We start from the raw sequence: 21184 nt of genomic DNA, 5'->3' as shown, positions 1-21184 counted from the left end.
ACCGGGGTGGTCGGCCAACTGCCTCGGGACAAGCCGTACTTCCGCTTCCTGGAGGAATTGACATGGCAAGCACCCGTACCGCTCGCGCCCTCGCCGCTGTTGCGGCTCTGCCTCTCGCTGCCGTGCTCTTCAGTGGCGTGGCCCAGGCCGACAGTGGCTCGTTCGCGAACGACGGATCGAACGCGGCCGTCGCGACGGTCGTCGGCAGTGGCGTCGGTGGCAACAACTCCGGTAATTCGTCCACGTCACAGCAGCAGGCCGTCGGCTCCGGAGCGTCGAACCAGAGCAACTCCGCGCAGGTGAACCGATCGGCGTTCACCGCGATCCACCAGCACAACGAGAACGTCGTGGTGAACTTCACCAATCTCTGGTGACCCGGGACCGGCCATGGGTCGGTCGGGGGGTCGGGCCATGGGTGGTTGAGCAGCGGCCTGCGCAAGGGCACTTCGGTGTCCTTGCGCAGGCCGCTTCGCGTCGCCCGGCGGCAGCCTCGGGGGCGTCGGCGACCTTGACAGCGAGTACAGATCTGACGGACAGTCAGAAACCCTGATCCGTACGCCCGTGTCCGGGAGGCAGCCGCCGTGCACCTCGCCCAGACGGAGCGTCAGCAACAGCTGCGCGCCGAACTCCGTACGTACTTCCGCACGGTGATGCCCGGGAGGGACGCGAGGACGGGGCCCGGGGTCGAGGACCCGGTCGAGCAACGCCGACTGCTGCGCCGGATCGGCGCGGACGGGATGCTCGGACTCGGCTGGCCCCTCGAGTACGGCGGCCGCGGGCGTGGCCCCGACGAGCAGTTCGTCTTCTTCGACGAGGCCTACCGGGCAGGGGCGCCCGTTTCGATGGTCACCCTCAACACCGTCGGGCCGACGCTGATGAAATACGGGACCGAGGAGCAGAAGGCGTACTTCCTGCCCAGGATCCTCAGCGGCGATGTCGTCTTCGCCATCGGCTACAGCGAGCCGGAGGCCGGTACGGATCTCGCCGCGCTGCGCACCAGGGCCGTGCGGGACGGCGACTCCTGGGTGATCGACGGGCAGAAGATCTTCACCAGCAATGCGCAGAACGCCGACTGGATCTGGCTCGCCTGCCGCACGGACCCGGATGCACCCAAGCACCAGGGCATCTCGATCATTCTGGTCCCGACGGACGCCCCGGGGTTCGCCTGGACGCCGATCGAGACCGTGGGCGGACTGACCACGACATCCACCTACTACGACGCGATACGTGTGCCCGCCACTCATCTGGTCGGTGCGGAGAACGGCGGCTGGGGGCTGATCACCAACCAGCTGAACCACGAACGGGTGGCCCTCGCCGCCATCGGAATGCAGGCCGAGGACTTCTACGAGGCGGCACTCACCTTCGCTCGCACCCCCGACCCGCTGACGGGCCGGCGTCCGGTGGATGAGCCATGGGTGCGGACCCGGCTGGCCGAGGCGTACGCCCGGCTGGCGGCGACGCGCCTGCTCAACTGGCGGATGGTGGGGGATGTCGGGGCGGGTTCGCTGGCCCCGGGCGAGGCGAGCGGCGTGAAGTTCGTGGGAACCGAGAGCGCTGTCGAGGTGTATCGGATCTGCCAGGAAATCACGGGCGAGGCCGGGACGATCCGGGGCGGTTCGCCCGGCTCCTTCGGGGACGGGGAGCTGGAGCGGATGAACAGGGCGGCGCAGATCAACACCTTTGGGGGCGGAGTGAGCGAGGTGCAGCGGGAGATCGTCGCGACGATGCGGCTCGGCATGAAGAGGGGCAAGCGGTGACGGGCGCGCGGGAAGAGCGGGAAGAACAGGGCGGGCCGGACCAGTTGTACGAGCGGCTCAAGGAGTTCGAGGGGCGTGCCGCCGCGACCGCGGGCGTCGGCAAGGACCTCGTCAACGAGCCGATGATCAGGCACTGGTGCGAGGCGATGGGGGACACCGGCCCCGCCTACACGGGGCCGGAGGCGATCGCCCCGCCGACGATGCTGCAGGCGTGGACGATGGGCGGCCTCTCGGGGCACACCGACCGCTCCCAGGCGTACGAGGACCTTTTCGCCCTGCTCGACGGCGCGGGATACGCCTCGGTGGTCGCGACCGACTGCGAACAGGAATATCTGCGGCCGCTGCGGCCCGGCGACCGGATCACGTTCGACGCGGTGATCGAGTCGGTCTCGGAGCGGAAGACGACCAGGCTGGGGACGGGCTACTTCGTGACGACGCGGATGGACGTCCGCGCGGAGGGGGAGCCCGCCGGGACGCACCGCTTCCGGATTCTCAAGTACACACCGGCAGCGGTGAAGCGTGCGGCGCCCCGCGGCGGCCGGAGCCTGCGCCCGAGGCCGGTGATCAACCGGGACAACGCCGGGTTCTGGCAGGGCGTCGCCGAGCACAGGCTGCTGATCCAGCGGTGCGGCGAGTGCGCGACCCTGCGTTTTCCCTGGCTGCCCGGCTGCAACGGATGCGGCTGCCAGGAATGGGACACGGTCGAGGCGAGCGGCGAGGGCACCGTCTTCAGTTACGTCGTGATGCATCACCCGCCCTTCCCCGCCTTCAGCACCTCCGCGGAGGGCGGGCCGTACGCGGTGGCGCTGATAGAGCTGGCGGAGGGCGTGCGGATGGTCGGCAATGTGGTCGGCGTGCCGTACGACAAGGTGCGGACGGGAATGCCGGTGCGGCTGGAATTCCTCCGTACGGACCCGGAGTTGGAGCTTCCGGTCTTCCGTGGAGGCGAGGGCTGACATGGACTTCGCACCCACCGAGGAGCAGACCGCGGCACAGGGGCTGGCGGCGCAGATCTTCGGGGATCTGTCGACGCACGAGCGCCTGGCCGGAGCCGGCACGGGGACGGACGCCGAGCTGTGGAAGGAGCTCTGCGCGGCCGGACTGACCGCAGCCGTGGAGGAGATCGGGCTGCTGGGCCTGGTGCTCCTGCTGGAGGAGCAGGGCCGGACGACGGCGCAGGTGCCGTTCGCGGCGAGCTGTGTGTACGGGCTGCTCGCCGTCACCAGCCATGGCACGGACGAACAGCGGGAGCGACTGCTGCCTCCCCTGCGGGACGGCACGGCTGTCGCCACCGGGGCGTTCCCGGCTCGCGGTGGGATACGGGCGGACGGGGAGGGGCGGCTGAGCGGCAGCATGCCGTACGTGCCGTGGCTGCGGGACGCGGGCCTCGTCCTCGTCGCGGACTCGGACCGGGGGCTGTGGATCGTACGGACCGCTGATCCGGGTGTGGCGACGGAGCCGGTGGAGACCACGGCACCGTGGTCGGCGGCGCGGCTCGTCCTGGACGGGGCGCCCGGGGAGCGGCTCGGTGGCGTCGGGGCGTACGAGGCGGTGCTGGCCGCGAGCCGGACCGCGTTCGCCGGGCTGCAGGCCGGGGTGTGCGCCGGCTCGCTGGCCAGGGCCGTCGCCCACACGAACACGCGGGAGCAGTTCGGGCGCCCGCTCTCCACCAAACAGGCGGTGCTGCTGCGCGCCGCCGACGCCCATATGGACACCGAGGCGATACGCGTCACCGCGTACGAGGCGGCCTGGCGCCATGACACAGGACTGCCTTACGGACCGCAGGCGCTGACCGCCGCCTGGTGGGCGTCGGAGGCCGGAAAGCGGGTGGTGCACGCCGGACAGCATCTGCACGGCGGAACGGGCGCGGACCTCGACCATCCCGTACACCGCCACTTCCTCTGGGGCCGTCAGCTCGACGCCTATCTGGGATGCGGCAGCGAAGTACTGCAGGAGATCGGCCAGTCGCTGGTGAAGGAGGGACCGGAGTGAAGATCGGTGAGGAGCTGGCGCCGCTGGAGATCGCGGTGACCCGCACGTTGATCGTGGCGGGCGCCATCGCCTCCCGCGACTACCAGGACGTGCACCATGACGCGGAACTCGCCCGGGAGAAGGGCTCCCCGGACATCTTCATGAACATCCTCACGACCAACGGCCTGGTCGGCAGATACGTCACCGACCGCTTCGGTCCGTCGGCAGTGCTCCGCAAGGTCGCCATCAGGCTGGGCGTGCCCAACTATCCGGGGGACACCATGGTCCTGAGCGGCACGGTCACCGCCCTCGGCGACGACGGGACGGCCGAGGTGTCGGTCGTCGGAGCCAACGGTCTCGGCAGGCATGTCACCGGCACGGTGACCATCAGCGTTCCGGAGGCGGTGGCATGAGCGTGCGCAGGGCCGACTCGCTCGGCGGCAGGGCGGCGGTCGTGGGGATCGGGGCGACCGAGTTCTCCAAGGACTCCGGGCGCAGCGAACTCAAACTGGCCGTCGAGGCGGTGCGGGCCGCCCTCGACGACGCCGGGCTGACCCCTGGCGATGTCGACGGCCTGGTGACCTTCACCATGGACACCAGCCCCGAGATCACCGTCGCCCAGGCGGCCGGCATCGGGGAGCTGTCGTTCTTCTCCCGCGTCCACTACGGGGGCGGGGCGGCCTGCGCCACCGTCCAGCAGGCGGCCCTGGCCGTGGCGAGCAAAGTGGCCGACGTCGTGGTCTGCTACCGCGCGTTCAACGAACGCTCCGGACGCAGGTTCGGTTCCGGGGTGCAGCAGCGGGAGCCCACCGCGGAGGGCGCGGCACTCGGCTGGAACCTCCCCTTCGGGCTGCTCACACCGGCCTCCTGGGTCGCCATGGCTGCCCAGCGCTATCTGCACACCTACGGGCTGACGCCGGATGTCTTCGGCCATGTCGCGGTCACCGACCGCCGCCATGCCGCCCGGAACCCCGCGGCGTACTTCTACGGGAAGCCGATCACCCTGGCCGACCATGCCGCATCGCGGTGGATCGTCGAACCCCTGCGGCTGCTCGACTGCTGTCAGGAGACCGACGGCGGCCAGGCGATCGTCGTCACCAGCGCGGAGCGGGCCCGGGATCTGCCGCAACCGCCCGCCGTGATCGTCGCCGCCGCCCAGGGGGCCGGGCGGGCGCAGGAGCAGATGACCAGCTTCTACCGCGACGATCTGACGGGCCTGCCGGAGATGGGGGTGGTCGCCCGGCAGCTCTGGCGGAACTCCGGCCTCTCCCCCTCCGACATCGATGTGGGCATCCTCTACGACCACTTCACACCGTTCGTCCTGATGCAGCTGGAGGAGTTCGGCTTCTGCGCACCGGGCGAGGCCGCCGACTTCGTCGCGGCCGACGCGCTGCCTCTGAACACGCACGGCGGCCAGCTGGGAGAGGCGTATCTGCACGGGATGAACGGCATCGCGGAGGCGGTCCGGCAGATCCGGGGCTCGTCGGTGAACCAGCTGTCCGGGGCGGCCAGGACCCTGGTCACGGCAGGCACCGGCGTGCCCACCTCGGGACTGATCCTGGGCGCGGACGACTGAGTGCGGGTCAGCTGCCCGAGTGGGGTGCCGTCCGGGTCCGGGCAGGGCGTCGGGGGCGACCCTGAGCCCTGATGGCGACGACTCCACCTACAGGAGGTGGAGCAGGCCCCACCCCTACACCCTGAGGCGGACGCGGTTTCGGGACCTGGGGCCGATCCCCGGGACGGCGCCCGCTCCTAGCGTGGAGCCATGACCACGCCAGTCTGCACGGGCACCTCCGGGGGAGCTGCCACCATCGGACACGTCCCGCACGGTCCGTACGCCGCGCGCACTCCGTACGCCTCACGGGCTCCGCACGCTCCGTATCCGTCTTTCTCCTCGTTCGTACGGGCACGGGGGCCCGTACTGCTGCGTGCCGCGCGCTCGCTCACCGCGAACCCGAGCGATGCCGAGGATCTGCTGCAGACCGCGCTCACCAAGACGTATGTCGCCTGGGAACGGATCGAGGACCACCGGGCGCTCGACGGCTATGTCCGCCGGGCACTGCTGAACACCCGGACCTCGCAGTGGCGCAAGCGCAAGGTCGACGAGTTCGCCTGCGAGGAACTGCCCGAGCAGGAGGCATCGCCGGCTCCCGACCCCGCCGAGCGCCAGACGCTCCACGACGCGATGTGGCGTGCCGTGCTGAAGCTTCCGGACCGCCAGCGGGCGATGGTGGTCCTGCGGTACTACGAGGACCTGAGCGAGGCCCAGACGGCCGAGGTGCTCGGGGTGTCCATCGGCACGGTGAAGAGCGCGGTGTCGCGGGCGCTCGGCAAGCTCAGGGAGGACCCGGAGCTGGCTCCGGTGCGGTGAACCCGGGTGTGCGGCAGCGTGCCGGGCAGGGCCGACTTTGCCGAACGACACCGATTCGTACTCCCGGGACTAGTGACATACCGCCTGGTATGTGAGCAGAATCAGCGGAACCTTACTGCCGCGTAGCGCCCACCGGGAGGACGCCGTGCTGAGCACCATGCAGGACGTACCGCTGACTGTCACCCGCATCCTCGAACACGGGATGACCATTCACGGGAAGTCCCAGGTCACGACCTGGACCGGTGAGCCCGAGCCGCAGCGGCGCAGCTTTGCCGAGATAGGCCGGCGGGCCACGCAGCTCGCGAACGCGTTGCGCGACGAGCTCGGTGTCGAGGGCGACCAGCGGGTGAGCACCCTCATGTGGAACAACGCCGAGCACGTCGAGGCGTATCTCGCGATCCCTTCGATGGGCGCGGTCCTCCACACGCTCAACCTCCGGCTCCCCGCCGAGCAGCTGATCTGGATCGTCGAGCACGCCGACGACAAGGTAGTCATCGTCAACGGCTCCCTGCTGCCGCTGCTCGCGCCACTCCTGCCCCATCTGACGTCGATCGAGCATGTGATCGTCACGGGGCCAGGAGACCGTTCCGTCCTCGACGGCGCGACGCCCCGGGTGCACGAGTACGAGGAGCTGATCGCCGGCCGCCCGACCAGCTACGACTGGCCCGAGCTCGACGAACGCCAGGCCGCCGCCATGTGCTACACCTCCGGCACCACCGGTGACCCCAAGGGCGTCGTCTACTCCCACCGCTCCATCTACCTGCACTCCATGCAGGTCAACATGGGCGAGTCGATGGGCCTGACCGACAAGGACACCACGCTGGTGGTCGTCCCCCAGTTCCATGTGAACGCATGGGGTCTGCCGCACGCCACGTTCATGTCCGGCGTCAACATGCTCATGCCGGACCGGTTCCTGCAGCCCGCCCCGCTCGCCGACATGATCGATCGCGAGAAGCCGACCCATGCCGCCGCTGTCCCCACCATCTGGCAGGGGCTGCTTGCCGAAGTCACCGCCAACCCGCGCGATCTCACCTCCATGGCCCGCGTCACCATCGGCGGCGCAGCCTGTCCGCCCTCCCTCATGGAGGCGTACGACAAGCTGGGCGTCCGCCTCTGCCACGCCTGGGGCATGACGGAGACCTCGCCGCTCGGCACCATGGCCAACCCGCCCGCCGGGCTGACCGAGGAGCAGGAGTGGCCCTACCGCGTCACCCAGGGCCGCTTCCCGGCCGGCGTCGAGGCGCGCCTGGTCGGCCCCGGCGGCGAGCATCTGCCGTGGGACAACGAGTCGGCCGGTGAGCTGGAGGTGCGCGGCCCCTGGATCGCCGGCGCCTATTACGGGGGCGCGGACGGCGAGGCCCTGCGCCCCGAGGACAAGTTCAGCGAGGACGGCTGGCTGAAGACCGGTGACGTCGGCGTGATCAGCGAGGACGGCTTCCTCACCCTTACCGACCGGGCCAAGGACGTCATCAAGTCCGGCGGCGAATGGATCTCCAGCGTCGAGCTGGAGAACGCGCTCATGGCGCACCCGGATGTGGCCGAGGCGGCGGTCGTCGCCGTCCCGGACGAGAAGTGGGGCGAGCGTCCGCTCGCGACCGTCGTCCTCAAGGACGGTGCCACCACCGAGTACGAGGTGCTGAGGAACTTCCTCGCCGAGTCCGGCATCGCCAAGTGGCAGCTGCCGGAGCGCTGGACGATCATTCCGGCGGTGCCGAAGACGAGCGTCGGCAAGTTCGACAAAAAGGTGATCCGCAAGCAGTACGCGGAGGGCGAGCTGGACATCACCCGGCTCTGACCCGGCCCGGTCGGGGAGCACGACGAGGGCGGTACGGGATCTCCCGTACCGCCCTCGTCGCCATCTCCGGGCGTCCGCCCGGCCGTTCGCGCCCGTGTCCGCATCGCGTGTCCGTACGCGTCAGTTCGTGCCGATCTTCGCGAGCAGGTCGACGATGCGCGACTGCACCTCGTCGCTGGTGGAGCGCTCGGCCAGGAAGAGGACGGCCTCGCCCGAGCTGAGCTTCGGCAGTTCCGACCCGGTCATGTCGGCGGAGGTGTAGACGACCAGCGGGGTTCGGTTCAACTGGCCGTTGGCACGCAGCCAGTCGACGATCCCGGCCCGGCGGCGGCGTACCTGCATCAGGTCCATCACCACCAGGTTGGGCCGCATCCGGGTGGCGAGCGCCACCGCCTCGTTGTCGGTGGAGGCCCGCGCGACCTGCATGCCGCGGCGTTCCAACGTCTCCGTCAGCGCCAGCGCGATCTCCTCGTGCTCCTCGATCAACAGCACGCGCGGCGGATGCTGTTCGCTGTCGCGCGGAGCGAGCGCCTTGAGGAGCACGGCCGGGTCGGCACCGTATGCGGCCTCCCGCGAGGCCTGCCCCAGACCGGCCGTCACCAGCACCGGGACCTCGGCCGCCACCGCCGCCTGACGCAGCGACTGCAGCGCCTTGCGGGTGATGGGACCGGTGAGCGGGTCGACGAAGAGCGCGGCGGGGAACGCCGCGATCTGGGCGTCGACCTCCTCGCGCGAGTGCACGATCACCGGCCGGTAGCCGCGGTCGCTCAGTGCCTGCTGGGTGGAGACATCGGGCGCGGGCCAGACGAGCAGCCGACGCGGGTTGTCCAGCGGCTCCGGGGGCAGTTCGTCGTCGACCGGCTGCGGCGACGGGCGGTTGGCGACCTCGACCGCGCCACCCGGACCATCCAGCGGCTCCGGCCCCTCGGCCCCCTCGTCGGGTGCCCCTATGGCGTACGCGCGTCCCTCGGCCTCGGGAGCGGAGAGCAACTGCCCCGAACCCGGGCCCTGGCCCTGCGCGGCGGCGGACTGGGACGGCGCGGACTGCGGGGTGCGCTCGCCCTCCGGCGGGGCGGCGAGCTTACGGCGTCGGCCGGCACCGCCGAGCGTCTGGTTCTGCTGGTGCGCGATGTGCTGGGCGAACGGCACACCCTGCCCGAGCGTCCGCACGCTGAACGCGCGTCCCTGCGTCGAGTCCGACGAGCCGCCGGGCATCGGTGCCTCCGCGGGCAGCGGCTGCCTGCGCGCGTCCGCCACGGGCGCGATGTCCCGCGGACGGCTCTCCGCGATGCCGGTGGCGTCGGTGGTGCCTGCGACGGCTGTGGTGCCGGTGGTGTGCGTGGTGTGGCCGGCCGCGGGCCGTTCCGGCTCTCCGCCGGACCGGCTGCCGGGGTGATCGCCGGGGTGGCCGTCGACCCGGTCGTCGGCCTGCTCGCCGGGCGTGGTCGGCGCGGCCGGTCCCTGCCCCGAGGAACCGTTCTCCGCCCAGCCGCCGGACTGCACGGGCTGCTGCTCCGCAGGCTGCCCGACGGCCGGTCCGGCCTGCTGGGGAGCGTCGGCGCGACGCGCCCGGCGCTGCCCGCTCGCTGCGGAGTGCGCCTGGGGCGGTGTGTGGCTGTCGTCCGGCGCGAGGCGTACGGCGTCGTGGCGTCCGGGCAGCGAGGCGTCGGCGTCGACGGCCGCGGGCGGGGTCCGGTCGGCATCCGCGGGCGGGAGCGCGAACGCGGTACGAGGCCCGGTCGGCTCGGCCTGAGCGGAACGCTCCTGCACGGCCGCCAACGCCCGTCGCGCTCGCCGCCCGGTCGGCTGAGGCGCCGACGCCGAACCGTCACCGGCCTGCGGGAAGCCTTCGGCGGCAGGAGCGGAAGCGGAAGCGGAAGACGGCAGGGCCAGCTGGTTCTCGCCGCCCTGGCGCGCCCGGTGGCCACCCGCAGGCACCGGCATCGGCGTCTCGGCCGGAACGCCCTGCGGAGGCACGGTCTGCCCACGCTGCGGACGGCCACCGCCACCCTGCGCGCCCTCGGCCGCCGTCACCACCGCCCCCTCGGACGGTGCCGGGGCCGCGGGCAGCGCCAATGCCTGCCCCGGCCCCTGCTGCTCGACAGCAGGCTGCCCAGGCCTCTGTCCCTGTCCCTGCGCCTGCTCGGGCAACTGGGACAGCTGAGCCGGAAGTGAATGCTGAGCACCGGTCTCGGCCGGACTCGGCCGCCCACGCCTGCGCCCCGACCCCTCGCTCTGCTGGGCCGGAATGATCTCGTGCGGGCTGTGCGCGCTCTGCGCACCCTGCGTCTCCTGTGAGCCCTGTGCCGCGGGCTCACGACGTGCCCGTCGCCGCCCCGTCGGCTCGGCCGCCGCGGTGTCTCCGTCCCCGGACCCCTCGGAGCCGCCCACAGGGCTTTCCAGGAACGCGTCCGTGGACGCCCGCCGCGCCCGTCGCCGCCCGCCGCCCGGAGCGGCCTGACCGGCCATCGGCTCCGGCGCGGGTTCGGGCTCCGGCTCGGGCGCCGGTGGCATCACCGTTCCCGAGCCCGCGCCCAACGGCACTTCGAGCACGTACGCGCTGCCGCTCATCCCCGGCACCTCGTGCGTCTGGAGCACGCCGCCGTGCGCCCGTACGATCCCGCGCACGATCGGCTCATGCACCGGGTCTCCCCCGGCGAACGGCCCGCGCACCTCGACCCGTACGACGTCACCGCGCTGCGCCGCCGCGACGACGACCGTCGAGTCGACGTAGCCACCGCCCGGCACCACGCGGGCCTTGCCGGTCGAGTCGACCCCGGCGACATCCGCGACCAGATGGGCGAGCGCGGTCACCAGCCGGGCCGCGTCCACCTCGGCCTCGATCGGGGGCGCGTGCACCGCGAACTGGGCGCGCCCGGGACCGATCAGCTCGACGGCCGCGTCGATACCGGCCGTCACGACCGAGTCGAGCAGCACGTTCGCCTTGACCAGCTCCTCCGAGCCGGCGTCCAGGCGCTGGTAGCCGAGCACATTGTCGACGAGCGTCGTCATCCGGGCGTAGCCCGCGGCCAGGTGGTGGAGGATCTGGTTGGCCTCCGGCCACAGCTGGCCGGCCGGGTCGGCGGCGAGCGTGGAGAGTTCGCCGCGCAGCTCCTCCAGCGGCCCGCGGAGCGACTCGCCGAGTACGGCGGTGAGCTGGGTGTGCCGGGCGGTGAGCGCCGCCAGCTGTTCGGCCTGCGCTTCCAGTTCGGCCGTGTACCGCTCGGCCCGGTCGGCCAGCTCCGCGCTGTGCCGTTCCGTCAGTCCGGTGACCTCCGCGGTGTGGCCCGCGGTCAGTTCGGCGACCTCGGCCTTGTGCTGCTCGCTGAGCTCCTCGTACGGCCTGCGGTCGGTGAACGTCATGACCGCACCGACCAGCTGGTCCCCGTCCCGGACCGGCGCCGTGGTCAGGTCGACCGGCACCTGCGCACCGCTCTTGGACCACAGGACCTGCCCGCGCACCCGGTGCTTGCGGCCGGACCTGAGGGTGTCGGCGAGCGGCGACTCCTCGTACGGGAACGACTCACCCTCCGCCCGCGAGTGCAGGATCAGCGGATGCAGTTCCTGGCCACCCAGATCGCTGGCGCGGAAGCCGAGGATCTGCGCGGCGGCGGGGTTGACCAGGACGACCCGGCCGTCCGTGTCCGTGCCGACGACGCCCTCGGCCGCGGCTCGCAGGATCATCTCGGTCTGCCGCTGCGAACGGGCCAGTTCGGCCTCGGTGTCGACGGTGCCCGACAGATCCCGTACGACGAGCATCAGAAGCTCGTCACCCGTGTAGCTGCCGCTGTAACTGCTCTGGAAGTCGTTGTACGCGGCCTGTCCGTCCTCCAGGCTGGCGCTGGTGACCTCGACCGGGTACTCGTTGCCGTCGGTCCGCCGTGCGGTCATCCGCGTCGGCTTCGTACGGCCGCGGTCGTCGGCGGACTCGGGCCGGCGCATCGACCCCGGAATCAGCTTGGAGTCGAACTCCGGCAGCAGGTCGAGGAGCCCGCGCCCGACGAGCGCGGTGCCCGGCGTCTCGAACATTTCCAGCGCGATGGTGTTGGCGTTGACGACCGTGCCGTTGCAGTTGACGAGCAGCAGCCCGTCAGGGAGTGCATCGAGTATGGCTGCGAGGCGAGCAGTGCCTCGGGATGGCCTGCTGCTCACGACGACGCTTCCTCCCTGATTACCGCACCTTGCCGACAGCGGGCCCCATCTTGCCCCTCGGGCCGCAGGCTGTCACGGAAGGAGTCTAAAGGCAGGGAAGGGGCGTGGGGCGGCGGATGAGGGGGAGCTCTCACCAAGGTTCTGTGCATACGGTGTACGACTCCAGCCCGTCACGTGACGTTCGATATGCCGTGGGCAGGGATGTGGACCCCTGCTCATCGGACGTTGGGGAGCACCGGCCGCAGCCCGTTCCAGCGCGAAATCGCGCAGCCGTTGGTCCGTTCGAAGGCCGTGTCGATGCTCCTGCCCCGCCAGGTCCCGGTGACCCGGGCGGTGGCCGGACCCCCGAACTGCTGGGTGCACATCGCGTCCCCGGGCACCGGGGCGAACGGGTCCGCGCCCTCGGCGGCCAGCTCGTCCAGCCGGTCGCAGGCCTGCTGCGCCGCCGGGTGGCTGCCGCCCGCCGGCCCGCACTTCAGCTCGAAGACGCCCTCGGCCGCAGGATCTCCCGTGCCCGAGACCGTCACCATCAATCGGGTACGGGCGTCGTCGGCGTGCAGCAGGGGCAGCGGCAGCGGGAGGGGGGCGGTGGCCGCGGTCGCACCCGGCGCGGCGGCGGACAGCGCGGCGAGAGACACGACGACGGTGAGGGCGAGGCGACGCAACATGCGGGCTCCTGTGCTCGTGCACTTCGACGAGAGGGACGGGACAGTGGTTGGAACGATGGGAAGAACGGGAAGGCGGCGCCTCCCTCATCTCACTAACGCTCCGCACGCCACGGCGTTGCGCAACCGCAGTCGCTTTGCCCTCGTGCCCGACTGCCTAGTACCGTAGGCAGCGATTGGTGAGGCAGTGCTCAGCTGTGTCATCATCTGCACGCACCACTCGCGCTCGCGCGGGGTGTGCTGGAGGCGTCGCCTAGTCCGGTCTATGGCGCCGCACTGCTAATGCGGTTTGGGTCTTAAAGCCCATCGAGGGTTCAAATCCCTCCGCCTCCGCTTCATCACCGAAGCCCCGTGTCGCCGACACGGGGCTTCGGTCGTATCCGGACCCGGGCGGTCCGGATACGGCCCCGTGGTGGCCCGCGGCCCGCTCGGGTGTCTGGTCGGACAGTCGCCCACGGCAGCCCCAAACGGGGTGTTTTCGCAGGTCAGAGGTGGTGTGGCTAAAGGATTTCGCGCTACGGCGCAGGTCATGTAATGTTGTTCCCGCAACGCCGACCAGGCAGAAAAGCCCGGAACGCTAAGCACTCGTAGCTTAACGGATAGAGCATCTGACTACGGATCAGAAGGTTGCAGGTTCGAATCCTGCCGAGTGCACAGTCCCAAGAGGCCCCCGGATTCATCCGGGGGCCTCTTGGCATTCCCTCCGCCTGAATCGGAATCCGGGAGTTCGTACATGGGGTGGCAGTGCACCGGGCTGCGATGGCCCAACGCGCAGGGGTCGCCCGTGCTGGGGTGGCGTCGGGGCGGGGCCGTTCGGGTGAGTGTGCTGTCCTACGGGACGGAGCTCGGCTTCCGGGCCGTGGGGGAGCGATGCTGCGTCGGGGCGCGAGGGAATGCGTGTCCGGTGAAGGCCGTGGTGTCGGGGCGCAGCGCGGGGGCACGGTGTCCTGAGTGCGCGCGGCTGGACCGGGCGCACTCGGTGGCCGCTGACACGATCGCCGATGACCCCCGGACGTACCGCGTGTATCTCGCCTGGTTCGGGCCGGGGATGGTGAAGGTCGGGATCACCGCCGAGGAGCGGGAGGCGGCGCGGCTGCGGGAGCAGGGGGCCGTGGTGTTCAGCTGGCTGGGGCGGGGGCCGTTGATGGCGGCGCGGCGGACCGAGGAACTGCTGCGGTCGGCGCTCGGGGTGCCGGACCGGATTCCGTACGCCAGGAAACGGGCCGTGCGCGCGGTGCTGCCGGGGGTGGCGGAGCGGCGGGCCGAGGTGGCGCAGCTCTACGGGCGGGCCGCGGCGCTGGAGGGGGCCGGGTGGCCGCAGTCGCTGGAGCGGTTGCCCTTCGAGGCGGTCGATCATGCCGGGCTGTTCGGTCTTGACGGCGCGGTCGAGGTGGCGTGGGCGGTCACCGAGCTGGTCGACGGGGGCGTGGTCGCGGGGCGGCTGGTGGCGGCGGCGGGGCCCGATCTGCATCTGGAGACGGTGAAGGACGGGGTCGTGGTGCTCGACACCCGGCTGATGACCGGGTGGGAGCTGACGGGCGCCGACGCGCGGGCAGGGGTGGGCGTGCCGGTGGCCGACATCGGGGGTGGTGGCGTCCAGGGCGGGCTGTTCTGAGATCGTCGGGGCCGGACGGTGAAAGGGGTGTGCAATGAGTGGTGACGCCGACGACGTCGTGCGGTTCTGGGAACGGCTGGGGCTGCCCGGGATCATCGATGTCCATACGCACTTCATGCCGGAGCGGGTGCTCCGCAAGGTCTGGGCGTACTTCGACTCCGCGGGGCCGCTGACCGGGATGGAGTGGCCGATCGAATACCGGCACGACGAGGACGAACGCCTCGCGCTGCTGCGCTCGTTCGGAGTGCTCCGGTTCACCTCGATGCTCTACCCGCACAAGACCGACATGGCGGCCTGGCTGAACGGCTGGGCGGCCGACTTCGCGCGCCGGGTGCCGGACTGTCTGCACACCGCGACGTTCTTCCCGGAGGAGGGCGTGGAGCGGTACGTACGAGAGGCCGTGGAGGCGGGGGCTCGGGTCTTCAAGTCGCACCTTCAGGTCGGCGCGTACGACGCCAACGACCTGCTGCTGGAGCCGGTGTGGGGGCTGCTCGCGGAGGCCGGGGTTCCGGTGGTGATGCACTGCGGCTCCGGGCCGGCGCCCGGCAAGTACACGGGACCCGAACCGGTCGGCCGGCTGCTCGCCCGGCATCCGCGGCTGCGGCTGATCGTGGCGCACATGGGGATGCCGGAGTACACGGAGTTCCTGACGCTGGCGGAGACGTACCCGGAGGTACGGCTCGATACGACGATGGCGTTCACGGACTTCACGGAGGACTTCACGCCGTTCCCGGTGGCAGAGCGGGGGCGGCTCGCGGCGCTCGGGGACCGGATCCTGCTGGGGACGGACTTCCCGAACATCCCGTATCCGTACGCGCATCAGCTGCACGCTCTGGAACGGCTGGAGCTGGGGGACGACTGGCTGCGCGCGGTCTGCCACGGGAACGCGAGCGTGTTGTTCACCGTGGACTGACGGCCCATGAGGGCCGCTTTCTCAGGGAATTCACAGAATCGGGAAAGGGCCCTCTCAGAGGAGCCTCACAGGGTTGAGGCATGACGACGACCTCGCCCCAGGGGCGTACCGAACTGCGCAGGGCGGACCGCAGCCCCGTCCGTGTGCTGGTGGTGGACGACGAGGCTCCGCTCGCCGAGCTGCTCTCCATGGCCCTGCGTTACGAGGGCTGGGAGGTGCGCAGCGCCGGGGACGGTGCCGGTGCCGTGCGGATGGCGCGCGACTTCCGGCCCGATGCGGTGATCCTCGATGTGATGCTGCCCGACACGGACGGGTTCGCCGTACTCGGCAGACTGAGGCGGGAGCTCTCCGAGGTCCCCGTGCTGTTCCTGACCGCGCGCGACGCGGTGGAGGACCGGATCGCCGGGCTCACGGCGGGCGGCGACGACTACGTCACCAAGCCGTTCAGCCTGGAGGAGGTCGTGGCGCGGCTGCGCGGGCTGATCCGGCGGTCCGGCACGGCGGCCGTACGCAGCGAGTCGACGCTCGTCGTCGGCGATCTGATGCTCGACGAGGACAGCCATGAGGTGAGCCGGGGCGAAACGTCCATCCACCTCACGGCGACCGAGTTCGAGCTGCTGCGCTTCCTGATGCGCAATCCGCGGCGGGTGCTGAGCAAGGCGCAGATCCTGGACCGGGTGTGGAACTACGACTTCGGCGGGCAGGCGAACGTCGTCGAGCTGTACATCTCGTATCTGCGCAAGAAGATCGACGCCGGGCGGTCGCCGATGATCCACACCCGGCGCGGGGCGGGATACCTCATCAAGCCCGGTGAGTAGGCGCGTGAGCCGGTGGCGGGGGCCGTGGACGCTGCGGACCCGGCTCGTGGTCTCGGCGGTGGCGCTGATCGCCGTGGTCGCCGCGGTCATCGGCTCGGTCACCACCATCGCCTACCGCAGCTATATGTACGGCAAGCTCGACGATCAGCTGCGATCCATCGCCATCCGGGCCTCCAAGCCGCCCCTCGGCGCCGGGGGGCCGAGGCCCGGCGGTGCACAGCAGAGCGACGACCCGCTGGCCTTCGTCGACGCGCGCGGGCTGCCCGTCGGCGCCTTCGGGGCCGTTCTGTCGGACGGCTCGGTCACCGACTCGAGGGTGGTCGTGGAGAGCACCACCACGCCGGGACCGGGGACCGAGGACAGCGGGCAGCCGATGACCGGCGCCCAGCAGAGCGCCCTGGAGGCGGCGGACACCCCTGTCGGGGGCGGGGCGCAAAGCATCGACCTGCCCGGACTCGGCTCCAACCGGGTGAAGGCCGTCGCGGGCCCGCAGGGGACGACGATCCTCGTCGGCATCCCCGCCGCCGAGGTGAGCTCCGCCCTCACCACCCTGATCACCGTCGAGGTCTGTGTCACCGGGGCCGGTCTGATCGCGGCCGGTATCGCGGGCGCCGCCATGGTCGGTGTCGCGCTGCGGCCGTTGCGCCGGGTCGCCGCGACCGCGACCCGGGTCTCCGAACTTCCTTTGCACAGCGGCGAGGTGGCTCTCCTGGAGCGGGTCCCCGAGGCCGAGGCCGATCCGCGGACCGAGGTCGGGCAGGTGGGCGCGGCGCTCAACCGGATGCTGGGCCATGTCGGTTCGGCGCTGGAGGTGCGGCAGGAGAGCGAGATGCGGGTACGTCAGTTCGTCGCGGACGCCAGCCATGAGCTGCGCACCCCGCTGGCCTCGATCCGCGGATACGCCGAACTGACCCGGCGCGGCCGCGAGGAGACCGGCCCCGACACCCGGCATGCCCTGGGACGGATCGAGTCCGAGGCGGAGCGGATGACGGGCATGGTGGAGGATCTGCTGCTGCTCGCCCGCCTTGATGCCGGGCGCCCGCTGAGTCACGAGAGCACCGATCTCTCGCCGGTCGTCGTCGACGCGGTGAGTGATGCCCGCGCCGCCGGGCAGGGAGATCACCACTGGCGCCTCGAACTGCCGGACGAGCCCGCGACCGTGTACGGCGATCCGACCCGGCTCCATCAGGTACTGGTCAATCTGCTGGCGAACGCCCGTACGCACACCCCGCCCGGCACCACCGTCACCGTGCGGGTGCGTGCCGCGGCCGGCCACCCCTGGGTGACGCTGGAGGTCCAGGACAACGGGCCCGGCATTCCGCCGGAGCTGCTGCCGCATGTCTTCGAACGGTTCGCGCGCGGTGATGCCTCGCGCTCCCGACACGCGGGTTCCACCGGGCTCGGTCTCGCCATCGTGCAGGCCGTCGTCGCCGCGCACGGCGGCCGGGTGGAGGTGGCCTCGGTCCCGGGACACACGGTGTTCGCCGTCCATCTGCCGACGCTTCCCGCGGTTGCTCCGCACTCACAGCAGGGGGACAGGCTCAGCACATCGGCGTGACAGCGGGGCCGACGAGTGTCGATGGCATGCGAACCGACACTCCTTGGAGCACCCTGCCGGCCCGGGACCATCTCCTCGCCGGAGTGGTCGATGCGGCAGGTGCCCCCGTACTCGATGTGGTGGTACCCGTCTACAACGAGGAGAAGGACCTCGAACCGTGTGTGCTGCGCCTGCACGACCATCTGGCGCGCACCTTCCCGTACGCCTTCCGGATCACCGTCGCGGACAACGCGAGCACCGACCGGACACCGCAGGTGGCGGCCCGGCTCGCGGCGGCGCTGCCCCGGGTGCGGTCCCGCCGGCTGGAGGAGAAGGGCCGCGGGCGGGCGCTGCGCACCGTCTGGTCGCACTCGGACGCCCCGGTCCTGGCGTACATGGACGTCGATCTCTCCACCGACCTCAACGCGCTGCTGCCGCTGGTCGCACCGCTGATCTCGGGCCACTCGGACCTGGCGATCGGCTCCCGGCTGGCCCGTAGCTCGCGGGTGGTGCGCGGATCGAAGCGGGAGTTCATCTCGCGCGCCTACAACCTCGTTCTCCGCTCGTCGCTGGCCGCCCGGTTCAGCGATGCGCAGTGCGGATTCAAGGCCATCCGACGTGAGGTCGCGCAGCGGCTGCTGCCGATGGTCGAGGACACGGGTTGGTTCTTCGACACCGAGATGCTGGTGCTCGCCGAGCGCGCCGGGCTGCGTATCCACGAGGTGCCGGTCGACTGGGTCGACGATCCCGACTCCACCGTCCACATCGTGCGGACCGCGACCGAGGATCTGAAAGGGGTGTGGCGGGTGGGGCGGGCGCTGGCGGTCGGCGCACTGCCGCTGGACCGGCTGGCGAGGCCCTTCGGGGACGATCCGCGCGACCGCGCTCTGAGCGGGGTGCCGCGCGGCCTGGCCCGGCAGCTCGTCGGATTCTGTGTCGTCGGCGCGCTTTCCACGCTCTTCTATCTCGCCCTGTACTCGCTCTTCCGGCTGGGTTTCGGCCCGCAGATCGCCAACGGCGGCGCGCTGCTGGTGTCCGCCGTCGCCAATACGGCGGCCAACCGGAGGCTCACCTTCGGCGTACGCGGCCGGGGCGGAGCCGTACGCCACCAGGCGCAGGGCCTGGTCGTCTTCGTCATCGGTCTCGCGCTGACCAGCGGCTCGCTGGCCGCACTGGGAGCGGCGTCCGGATCGCCGTCGCACGGCACGGAACTCGCCGTACTGATCACGGCCAACCTCGCGGCGACGGTGCTGCGGTTCCTGCTCTTCCGCGCCTGGGTCTTCCCGGAGCGGGCCTCCGGGGCGCCTGCGGCTTCAGCGGCTACCGCGGCCTTCGCGGCTCCCGCCTCGGCCGGGCGCGCCGATGACACTCACCACGAACTGGGGAACACCCGATGACCACGCTGCAACCCGACCACCTTCCGGCCCCGCCGGATGTGCCGACGCCCCCGGCGCCGGCCACCGGGGGCGGCCACGCGCGCCCGAACAAGCCCTTGGCGCACCGCGTGTGGCGGGGCAGGCCCGAGGACCCGCGCTGGGCGCGGCCCGCCTTCCTGGCCATGCTGCTGGTCATCGCGCTCGCGTACCTGTGGAATCTCAGCGCCTCCGGGTACGCCAACTCCTTCTACTCCGCGGCCGTCCAGGCCGGCAGCCAGAGCTGGAAGGCCTTCTTCTTCGGCTCGTTGGACGCTGCCAACGCGATCACTGTCGACAAGCCCCCGGCCACGCTCTGGCCGATGGCCCTGTCGGTGCGGATCTTCGGCCTCGGTTCGTGGGCGGTTCTGATTCCGCAGGTGCTGATGGGGGTGGCCACGGCCGGGGTGCTGTACGCGGCCGTACGCCGCCGTTTCAACGCCCCCGCCGGACTGATCGCGATGGCGGTGTTCGCGCTCACGCCCGTCGCCGCGCTCATGTTCCGCTTCAACAACCCGGATGCGCTGCTGGCGTTGCTGATGACCGTCACCGTCTACTGCGTGCTGCGCGCGATGGAGAACGGCCGGACCAAGTGGCTGGTGTGGGCGGGTGTCGCGGTCGGTTTCGCATTCCTGTCCAAGACCCTGCAGGCGTTCCTGATCCTGCCGCCGCTGGCCGCGCTCTACGCGGTGTTCGCGCCGGTCTCCGTACGCAAGAGGTTCGGCCAACTCGGGCTCTCGGCACTGGCGATGGTCGTCGCGGGCGGCTGGTGGGTGGCGATCGTCGAACTGTGGCCCGCCTCGTCGCGTCCGTACATCGGCGGCTCCCAGAACAACTCCTTCCTGGAACTGACCTTCGGCTACAACGGCCTGGGCCGGATCAACGGCGACGAGACCGGCAGCGTCGGAGGAGGCGGGGGCGGCGGCGGTCAGTCCGGCGGTCAGTGGGGGGAGACCGGCATGGGCCGGATGTTCAACTCCGAGATCGGCGGCCAGATTTCCTGGCTGCTGCCCGCCGCACTGATCCTGCTCGCCGCGGGCGTCTGGCTCACCTGGAAGGCCAGGCGTACCGACACGGCCCGTGCGGCGTTCCTCGCCTGGGGCGGCTCGCTGCTGATGACGGCGGTCGTCTTCAGCTTCATGGCCGGCATCTTCCACCAGTACTACACGGTCGCCCTGGCTCCGTACATCGCGGCGCTCGTGGGTATGGGTGCCACGGTCCTGTGGGAGGAGCGGGCCAGGTGGTGGGCGCGTGGAGCGCTCGGCGTGACGGTCGCGGTGACCGCGCTCTGGTCGTACGTCCTGCTGGGACGGACTGCGGACTATCTGCCGTGGCTGCGCTGGGCCGTCCTCATCGGCGGTCTGGCCGGAGCGGCAGGCCTGCTGCTCGTCGCGCGTCTCGGACGTCAACTGGCGCTCGCAGCGGTAGGGGTGAGCTTTGTCGCGTCGCTGGCCGGGCCGACGGCGTACACCCTCAGCACGCTGAACACCGGGCATCAGGGCTCGATCGTCACGGCCGGTCCGTCCGGCGCCAGTTCCATGGGCGGTCCCGGCGGCGGCCGGGGCGGTCCCGGCGGCATGGGCGGCGGAATGCGGCCCCCCGGCCAGGGCAACCAGCAGGGCGGCGGTATGGGTCAGCCTCCGACGGGCGGCCAGGGCGGCGGTCCCACCGGGCAGCAGGGTCAGGGCGGCAACCAGCAGAACGGCCGGCAGCCGGGAGCCATGCCCGGCACCGGCACCGCACCCGGTACAGGCACCTCTCCCGGCGGCATGGGCGAAGGCGGCACCCCGGGAGGCGGCGGCATGGGCGGTCTGCTCAACGGCTCGTCCGTCAGCGCCGAGGCCGAGAAGCTCCTGGAGAAGAACGCCGGCGACTACACCTGGGTCGCCGCCGCCATCGGCTCACAGAACGCGGCGAGCTACCAACTCGCCACCGGCGACCCGGTGATGGCGATCGGCGGCTTCAACGGCAGTGACCCGTCCCCGACGCTCTCCCGGTTCAAGAAGTACGTCGAGGACGGCAGGATCCACTACTTCATCGCGGGCGGGATGGGCGGGGGCGGCGGCAACAGCGGCACCTCGTCCCGGATCTCCTCCTGGGTGGAGGAGAACTTCAAGGAGGTCACGGTCGGCAGTGCCACCTTCTACGACCTGACCCGGCCGAAGAGCGGCGAGTAGA

At 71.3% G+C, this 21184-nt stretch carries 16 protein-coding genes and 2 tRNA genes; 16 read left to right on the top strand and 2 right to left on the bottom strand.

Annotation, left to right across the window (positions count from 1 at the left end):
- Positions 1 to 62 precede the first annotated feature (62 nt).
- The 8 genes from OG609_RS20075 (at position 63) to OG609_RS20040 (ending at position 7894) form a co-directional block, all read left to right on the top strand.
- Complete coding sequence (locus tag OG609_RS20075; protein ID WP_327274069.1) at positions 63 to 374, top strand: hypothetical protein; 312 nt, start codon at positions 63 to 65, stop codon at positions 372 to 374.
- Between the two features lie 207 nt (positions 375 to 581).
- Positions 582 to 1757 (top strand): acyl-CoA dehydrogenase family protein, encoded by a 1176-nt coding sequence (locus OG609_RS20070; RefSeq protein WP_327274068.1) that lies wholly within the window; start codon positions 582 to 584, stop codon positions 1755 to 1757.
- Positions 1754 to 2713 carry a bifunctional MaoC family dehydratase N-terminal/OB-fold nucleic acid binding domain-containing protein gene (locus OG609_RS20065; RefSeq protein WP_327274067.1) on the top strand — a complete coding sequence of 320 codons (960 nt, stop codon included), beginning with the start codon at positions 1754 to 1756 and terminating at the stop codon, positions 2711 to 2713. The genes OG609_RS20070 and OG609_RS20065 overlap by 4 nt, the downstream gene beginning before the upstream one ends.
- Position 2714: 1 nt before the next feature.
- Positions 2715 to 3749 (top strand): acyl-CoA dehydrogenase family protein, encoded by a 1035-nt coding sequence (locus OG609_RS20060; RefSeq protein WP_327274066.1) that lies wholly within the window; start codon positions 2715 to 2717, stop codon positions 3747 to 3749.
- Positions 3746 to 4141, top strand: coding sequence for a MaoC family dehydratase (locus OG609_RS20055; RefSeq protein WP_327274065.1), 396 nt, complete (start codon positions 3746 to 3748; stop codon positions 4139 to 4141). Before OG609_RS20060 ends, OG609_RS20055 begins: the two co-directional genes overlap by 4 nt.
- The gene (locus tag OG609_RS20050; RefSeq protein ID WP_327274064.1) at positions 4138 to 5304 is read left to right on the top strand and encodes a lipid-transfer protein; all 1167 of its coding nucleotides are present in this window, start codon (positions 4138 to 4140) and stop codon (positions 5302 to 5304) included. The genes OG609_RS20055 and OG609_RS20050 overlap by 4 nt, the downstream gene beginning before the upstream one ends.
- 189 nt (positions 5305 to 5493) lie before the next feature.
- Positions 5494 to 6099: a SigE family RNA polymerase sigma factor gene (locus OG609_RS20045; RefSeq protein ID WP_327274063.1), complete on the top strand. Its 606-nt coding sequence runs from the start codon at positions 5494 to 5496 to the stop codon at positions 6097 to 6099.
- 145 nt (positions 6100 to 6244) lie between these two features.
- On the top strand, positions 6245 to 7894 hold the full coding sequence (locus OG609_RS20040) for a long-chain fatty acid--CoA ligase (protein WP_327274062.1): 1650 nt from the start codon (positions 6245 to 6247) through the stop codon (positions 7892 to 7894).
- Positions 7895 to 8014: 120 nt separating this feature from the next.
- On the opposite strand, the gene OG609_RS20035 is transcribed toward OG609_RS20040, so the two are convergent.
- Positions 8015 to 12046, bottom strand: coding sequence for a PAS domain-containing protein (locus OG609_RS20035; RefSeq protein ID WP_327274061.1), 4032 nt, complete (start codon positions 12044 to 12046; stop codon positions 8015 to 8017).
- A 215-nt stretch (positions 12047 to 12261) separates the two neighbouring features.
- A complete protein-coding gene (locus OG609_RS20030) occupies positions 12262 to 12714 on the bottom strand; it encodes an SSI family serine proteinase inhibitor (protein ID WP_327274060.1) in 453 nt (150 codons plus the stop codon).
- 239 nt (positions 12715 to 12953) lie between these two features.
- On the opposite strand from OG609_RS20030, the gene OG609_RS20025 reads away from it, so the two are divergent.
- The 8 genes from OG609_RS20025 to OG609_RS19990 all read left to right on the top strand — a co-directional run bounded on the left by OG609_RS20025 (position 12954) and on the right by OG609_RS19990 (position 21183).
- Positions 12954 to 13044 (top strand) — tRNA-Ser (locus OG609_RS20025).
- A gap of 248 nt (positions 13045 to 13292) precedes the next feature.
- Positions 13293 to 13365, top strand: a tRNA-Arg gene (locus OG609_RS20020).
- Between the two features lie 79 nt (positions 13366 to 13444).
- On the top strand, positions 13445 to 14326 hold the full coding sequence (locus OG609_RS20015) for a DUF2797 domain-containing protein (RefSeq protein ID WP_327274059.1): 882 nt from the start codon (positions 13445 to 13447) through the stop codon (positions 14324 to 14326).
- Between the two features lie 34 nt (positions 14327 to 14360).
- Positions 14361 to 15239, top strand: coding sequence for an amidohydrolase family protein (locus tag OG609_RS20010; protein WP_327274058.1), 879 nt, complete (start codon positions 14361 to 14363; stop codon positions 15237 to 15239).
- An 80-nt stretch (positions 15240 to 15319) separates the two neighbouring features.
- Positions 15320 to 16057, top strand: a complete 738-nt coding sequence (locus OG609_RS20005; protein ID WP_327274057.1) for a response regulator transcription factor — start codon at positions 15320 to 15322, stop codon at positions 16055 to 16057.
- A gap of 4 nt (positions 16058 to 16061) precedes the next feature.
- Positions 16062 to 17615, top strand: coding sequence for a HAMP domain-containing sensor histidine kinase (locus OG609_RS20000; protein ID WP_327274056.1), 1554 nt, complete (start codon positions 16062 to 16064; stop codon positions 17613 to 17615).
- A 26-nt stretch (positions 17616 to 17641) separates the two neighbouring features.
- Positions 17642 to 18991 carry a bifunctional glycosyltransferase family 2/GtrA family protein gene (locus OG609_RS19995; RefSeq protein ID WP_327274055.1) on the top strand — a complete coding sequence of 450 codons (1350 nt, stop codon included), beginning with the start codon at positions 17642 to 17644 and terminating at the stop codon, positions 18989 to 18991.
- A complete protein-coding gene (locus OG609_RS19990; protein ID WP_327274054.1) occupies positions 18988 to 21183 on the top strand; it encodes an ArnT family glycosyltransferase in 2196 nt (731 codons plus the stop codon). Before OG609_RS19995 ends, OG609_RS19990 begins: the two co-directional genes overlap by 4 nt.
- Position 21184: the final 1 nt, after the last annotated feature.

Origin of the sequence: Streptomyces sp. NBC_01224, from assembly GCF_036002945.1 — a bacterium.
Classification (GTDB): Bacteria; Actinomycetota; Actinomycetes; order Streptomycetales; family Streptomycetaceae; genus Streptomyces.
This window is presented reverse-complemented; position numbering and strand designations above follow the sequence as displayed.

Excerpts from the sequence above, each read along its gene's own strand:
- OG609_RS20050 (WP_327274064.1), top strand. The coding sequence starts at position 4,138 with ATGAGCGTGCGCAGGGCCGACTCGCTCGGCGGCAGGGCGGCGGTCGTG.
- OG609_RS20045 (WP_327274063.1), top strand. The coding sequence starts at position 5,494 with ATGACCACGCCAGTCTGCACGGGCACCTCCGGGGGAGCTGCCACCATC.
- OG609_RS20005 (WP_327274057.1), top strand. The coding sequence starts at position 15,320 with ATGACGACGACCTCGCCCCAGGGGCGTACCGAACTGCGCAGGGCGGAC.
- OG609_RS20030 (WP_327274060.1), bottom strand. The coding sequence starts at position 12,714 with ATGTTGCGTCGCCTCGCCCTCACCGTCGTCGTGTCTCTCGCCGCGCTG.
- OG609_RS20010 (WP_327274058.1), top strand. The coding sequence starts at position 14,361 with ATGAGTGGTGACGCCGACGACGTCGTGCGGTTCTGGGAACGGCTGGGG.
- OG609_RS20060 (WP_327274066.1), top strand. The coding sequence starts at position 2,715 with ATGGACTTCGCACCCACCGAGGAGCAGACCGCGGCACAGGGGCTGGCG.
- OG609_RS20015 (WP_327274059.1), top strand. The coding sequence starts at position 13,445 with ATGGGGTGGCAGTGCACCGGGCTGCGATGGCCCAACGCGCAGGGGTCG.
- OG609_RS19995 (WP_327274055.1), top strand. The coding sequence starts at position 17,642 with ATGCGAACCGACACTCCTTGGAGCACCCTGCCGGCCCGGGACCATCTC.
- OG609_RS19990 (WP_327274054.1), top strand. The coding sequence starts at position 18,988 with ATGACCACGCTGCAACCCGACCACCTTCCGGCCCCGCCGGATGTGCCG.
- OG609_RS20075 (WP_327274069.1), top strand. The coding sequence starts at position 63 with ATGGCAAGCACCCGTACCGCTCGCGCCCTCGCCGCTGTTGCGGCTCTG.